The organism is Parafrankia colletiae, assembly GCF_001854655.1.
GTDB lineage: Bacteria > Actinomycetota > Actinomycetes > Frankiales > Frankiaceae > Parafrankia > Parafrankia colletiae.
Map to the genome: position 1 here is coordinate 1 of NZ_MBLM01000151.1, position 4,735 is coordinate 4,735.

Below are 4,735 nucleotides of genomic sequence, written 5' to 3' on the forward strand. Positions count from 1 at the left end.
GTGGATGTGGTGGAGGGGCATGGGACGGGGACGCGGTTGGGTGATCCGATCGAGCTGGGCGCGTTGTTGACAGTTTTCGGTGGGCGTTCGGGTGATTCTTTGTTGGTGGGGTCGGTGAAGTCGAATATTGGTCATACGCAGGCGGCGGCGGGTGTTGCCGGGGTTATCAAGATGGTGGAGGGGTTGCGGCGGGGTGCGGTGGCGGGGTCGTTGCATGTGGATGCGCCGACGTCGAGGGTGGACTGGTCGTCGGGTGGGGTGGAGGTGGCGCGGGAAACGGTTCCGTGGCCGGGTGGGCCGGGTCGGGTGCGTCGGGCGGGGGTGTCGTCCTTCGGGATCAGCGGCACGAACGCCCACGTCATCCTGGAGCAGGCCGGCCCCGGTGTGGACCGGTCGGGGGCCCGCGAGCTCCCGGCCGGTTCCGGGCCCGGCACCGACCCCGCCGTCGTGCCCTGGTTCGTCTCGGCGCGTTCCGCGGCGGCACTGCGGGCGCAGGCCGCCCGACTGGCCGCCCACCTCACCGCCGGCGCGCAGCGGGCGGCCGAGTCGGCGGAGTCCGTACTGGATATCGGGTTCTCCCTGGCGACGGGCCGGGCCGCACTGCCCTGCCGGGCCGCCGTCRCCGCCGCCGACCGGGACGGCGCCTCGCGCGCGCTGGCGGCGCTCGCCCGCGGCGAGTCCGCGCCGACACTCGTCGAGGCGACCGTCGGCACCCCGGGCCGCACGGCGATGCTCTTCACCGGCCAGGGGTCGCAGCGCGTCGGGATGGGCCGCGAGCTGCGGGCACGCTTCCCGGTGTTCGCCGAGATCCACGACCGCGTCCRCAGCCACCTCGACCCGCTGCTCGAACGTCCACTGGACGAGGCGGACGGCGACGCCGACCTGCTGGACCGCACCGATCTCACCCAGCCCGCGCTGTTCGCGCTGCAGGTGGCCCTGCACGGCCTGCTGCGCAGCTGGGGCGTCGTACCGGACGTCGTGGCCGGGCATTCCGTCGGCGAGATCGCCGCCGCCCACGTCGCGGGCGTCCTGTCACTGCCCGACGCCTGCCGGCTCGTCGCCGCCCGCGGACGGCTGATGGCGGCGCAGCCGGGCGGGGCGATGCTTGCCATCCAGGCCACCGAGCGCGAGGTGCGTGGCTGGCTCCCTGACACCGCCGGCCTGGACGTCGCCGGTGAGCTGGATGTGGCGGCGGTCAACGGGCCCGAGTCCGTCGTCGTCTCCGGTACCGAACGGGCGGTGGCGGCGCTGGCCGCGCACGCCGAGCGGGCCGGCCGGCGGACCCGCCGCCTGCGGGTCACCGCGGCCTTCCACTCCCCCCTGATGGACGGCATGCTCGAACCGTTCCGCCAGGTCGCCGCGACCCTGACCTACCACGCCCCGGCGATCCCGCTGGTCTCGACGGTGACCGGGCGTGCGGTGGCCGCGGGCGAGCTGTGCGACGCGGACTACTGGGTCCGGCAGGCCCGCGCCGCGGTGCGCTTCGCCGACGCGGTCACCTGCCTGCGCGAACGGGGCGTGACCACGTTCGTCGAAGTCGGGCCGGCGGCGGTCCTGTCCGGGATGGGACGCGAGTGCGTGCCCGCCGGCGACGCGGCGTTCGTCCCCACCCTGCGCGCGGACCGCCCCGAGGAGCACACCCTGGTGACGGCGCTCAGCCAGGCGCACGTCAACGGCGTCCACGTCGACTGGGCGGCGTTCTTCGCCGGGACGGGCGCCCACCGGGTTGACCTGCCCACCTACGCCTTCCAGCACCGGCGGTACTGGTTCCAGCCGCCCCCGGCCTCCGGCGCCACCGACCCGGCCACGGCCGGCGGTGCCGGCGGGGCTTCGGACAGCTCGGGTACGGACGATCTGACCTACCGGATCGTCTGGACGCCGGTGTCCCTCCCCGGTGCCGCCACGCCCGCGCTGTCCGGCACCTGGATCGTGGTGCTCCCGCCGCCGGCCGCCGACGCGGCCCCGCTGGCACGCGCCTGCGTCCAGGCCCTGGAACTGCACGGTGCGCAGGTGCGCCAGCTCGCCCTCGACGAGGCGGACGTCGACCGCGCCCCGCTGGCCGGCCGCCTCGCCGCCGCCCTCACCGATGCGGCCGACCGGGCGCAGGACGTCCGCGGTGTGCTGTCGCTGGCAGCGCTGGATGACAGCCCGCTCAGGACCCATCCGGTGCTTCCCACCGGCCTCGCCGGCACCGTCGCGCTGCTGCAGGCGCTGGGGGACGCCGGGGTGGACGCCCCGCTGTGGTGCGCCACCCGGGGCGCGGTGTCGACCGGGCCCGGCGACCCGCTGACCAACCCGGCGCAGGCGCAGGTGTGGGGCCTGGGTCGGGTCGCCGCCCTGGAGATGCCCGCACGCTGGGGCGGTCTGGTGGACCTGCCCGCCACCCTCGACCCGCGGACGTCCGAGCGGCTGGTCGCCGTCCTCGCCGCCACCTCCGGCGAGGACCAGGTCGCCCTGCGCCCGGCCGGGACGTTCGCCCGACGCCTCGTCCGTGCCGGCACCACCACCACCGGCGGCAGGCCGGGAACAGAGGAGGCCGGGGGCGCGCCGTGGCGCCCGCGGGGAACGGTGCTGATCACCGGTGGTACCGGGGCGCTGGGCGCGGCGATCGCCCAGTGGTGCGCGGCCGAGGGTGCCGAGCGGCTGGTGCTCACGAGCCGGCGCGGTGCCGCGGCACCCGGCGCCGCCGAGCTGGTCGCCGAACTGAGCAGCCTCGGCGTGCAGACCACGGTGGCCGCCTGCGACGTCGCCGACCGGGCCGCGCTCGCCCGGGTGCTCGCCGACATCCCGGCGGAGCATCCGGTGACCGCTGTCGTCCACGCGGCCGGCAGCGGCACCGGCGGAGTGCTGGAGCGGGTGGGTCCGGCCGAGCTCGCGGACGTCGTCGCCGCCAAGACGGCCGGTGCTGCGCACCTCGACGAGCTGCTGTCCGGCCACGAGCTCGACGCCTTCGTCCTGTTCGCGTCGGTGGCCGGCATCTGGGGCAATCCCGGGCAGGGCGCCTACGCCGCCGCGAACGCCGGACTGGACGCGCTCGCCGAGCACCGCCGCGCCCGCGGCCTGCCCGCGACCTCGGTGGCCTGGGGCCCCTGGGCCGGCGGCGGGATGGCGGACGTCGCCCGGGTGCGGGAACGGACCGCGCGGCACGGCCTGCCCGCGCTCGACCCGCCGGAGGCGCTGCGGGCGCTGGCCGAGGTTGTCGGCCACGGCGAGAGCTGCGTCGCGGTGGTCCGGGTTGCCTGGGAGCGTTTTGTCGCGGCCTTCCCACCTGGCCGGCCGACCCGCTTCGTCGACGAGATCCCGCCGGCCCGCGACGCGCTCGCCCGCCTGCGCGGCGACGGGACGGCTTCCGGTGTCACCGGGCTCGCGCCGGGGGCCGCGGACCAGGCGAATCCACGCCCCGACGTCGACGGGACGAACGCCGCGAACGGGCCGGGTAACGGTGGGTCGTCAGCCGGGCAGCTGCGGGAACGCCTCGCCGCGCTGCCGGACAGCGGGCGGCACCGGCTGCTCCTGGGCCTGGTGCGCACCGAGGTCGCGGCCGTGCTCGGGCATGCCTCGCCCGAGGACGTCCCGGCCGACCGCGCCTTCACCGATCTCGGTTTCGACTCGCTCGCGTCGGTGGAGACCCGCAACCGGCTCGCCCAGGCCACCGGAGAGCAACTCGCCGCCGTGGTCGTGTTCGACCATCCCACCCCCGCGGCGCTCGCCCGCCACCTGCTCAGCGTCCTGCGTCCCGACGAGACCGGCCCCGAAGGCGGCCTCCTACCCGGGCCCGGGTCCGGGGCCGAGGCCGGCGCCGGGTCGGTGCTCGACGACCTCGACCGCCTGCAGGCGGCGCTGGCCGCCAGCCCGCCGGACGGCCAGGTCAGGTCGGCGCTGCAGACCCGGCTGCGGACGATGCTGCGCACCCTCGACGCCCCCGACGACGATCTGGGCGCGGCGACCGATGAGGAGATGTTCGATCTGCTCGGCCGCGAGTTCGGTATTTCCTGAGTTCCCGTTCGCACCAGGTTCCCGGTCTTCGCCGGACGGTCGGAGACACCCGAGGTCAGGAGGAGTCCCCGTGTCGAACGAGGATCGGCTGCGCCATTTCCTGAAGCAGGCGACCACCGAACTGCGCGCGGCCACCCAGCGGGTGCGCGAGCTCGAGGACGCCGCCCGCGAGCCGATCGCGATCGTCGGCATGGGCTGCCGTTTCCCCGGCGGTATCTCCTCCCCGGAGGAACTGTGGGACGTCGCCGTGCACGGCCGTGACATGGTGTCGGAATTCCCGCCGGACCGCGGCTGGGACGTCGACGCTCTGTACAACCCGGATCCGTCTGCCACCGGGACGAGCTATGTACGCGAAGGCGGCTTCCTCGCCGGCGTCGGTGGTTTCGACGCGGAGTTCTTCGGGATCTCGCCGCGGGAGGCGCTGGCGATGGACCCGCAGCAGCGTCTGTTGCTCGAGGTGTCGTGGGAGGCCTTGGAACGGGCCGGTATCGACCCTGCCTCGCTGCGCGGCACCGACGCGGGAGTCTTCACCGGGCTGATCTACCAGGGGTATGGCGGCGAGTCGGTCGCCGCCGCGGAAAGCGTCGAGGGCTACCGCATCAGCGGCACCGCCTCCAGCGTCGCCTCGGGCCGGGTGTCCTACACGCTGGGGTTGGAGGGTCCGGCGGTGACGGTGGATACGGCGTGTTCGTCGTCGTTGGTGGCGTTGCATCTGGCGGTGCGGTCGTTGCGGGTGGGG

At 75.3% G+C, this 4,735-nt stretch carries 2 protein-coding genes; both read left to right on the plus strand.

Annotated elements, in window-relative coordinates; all coding sequences use genetic code 11:
• Positions 1-3,996 (plus strand): type I polyketide synthase (locus CC117_RS26840; RefSeq protein WP_116287911.1); only part of this gene is annotated, 3,996 nt, incomplete at its 5' end.
• A 70-nt stretch (positions 3,997-4,066) separates the two neighbouring features.
• Positions 4,067-4,735: beta-ketoacyl [acyl carrier protein] synthase domain-containing protein (locus CC117_RS26845; RefSeq protein WP_198541999.1), on the plus strand; the 669-nt coding region annotated here is incomplete at its 3' end.